The organism is Streptomyces sp. 7R007 (assembly GCF_054850255.1).
Genome location: NZ_JBTWMV010000169.1, coordinates 1 through 479 on the forward strand (window position 1 = coordinate 1; position 479 = coordinate 479).

1 pseudogene is annotated in these 479 nt (G+C 68.3%); it reads left to right on the forward strand.

Going from position 1 to position 479, the window contains the following annotated elements:
• Window positions 1–479, forward strand: a pseudogene (locus ACYF6T_RS44640) (trehalose synthase); the annotation flags it as partial.

Consider the following 479-nt stretch of genomic DNA (forward strand, 5'->3'; position numbering starts at 1 on the left):
CCGGACACGGTGCTGCTGGCGGAGGCGAACCAGTGGCCCGAGGACGTGGTCGACTACTTCGGCGACTACGCCTCCGGCGGCGACGAGTGCCACATGGCCTTCCACTTCCCCGTCATGCCGCGCATCTTCATGGCCGTCCGCCGCGAGTCGCGCTACCCCGTCTCCGAGATCCTCGCCAAGACCCCCGCCATCCCCTCCGGCTGCCAGTGGGGCATCTTCCTGCGCAACCACGACGAGCTGACCCTGGAGATGGTCACCGACGAGGAACGCGACTACATGTGGGCCGAGTACGCCAAGGACCCCCGCATGCGCGCCAACATCGGCATCCGCCGCCGGCTCGCCCCCCTGCTGGACAACGACCGCAACCAGATCGAACTGTTCACCGCCCTGCTGCTGTCGCTGCCCGGCAGCCCGATCCTCTACTACGGCGACGAGATCGGCATGGGCGACAACATCTGGCTCGGCGACCGCGACGCGGT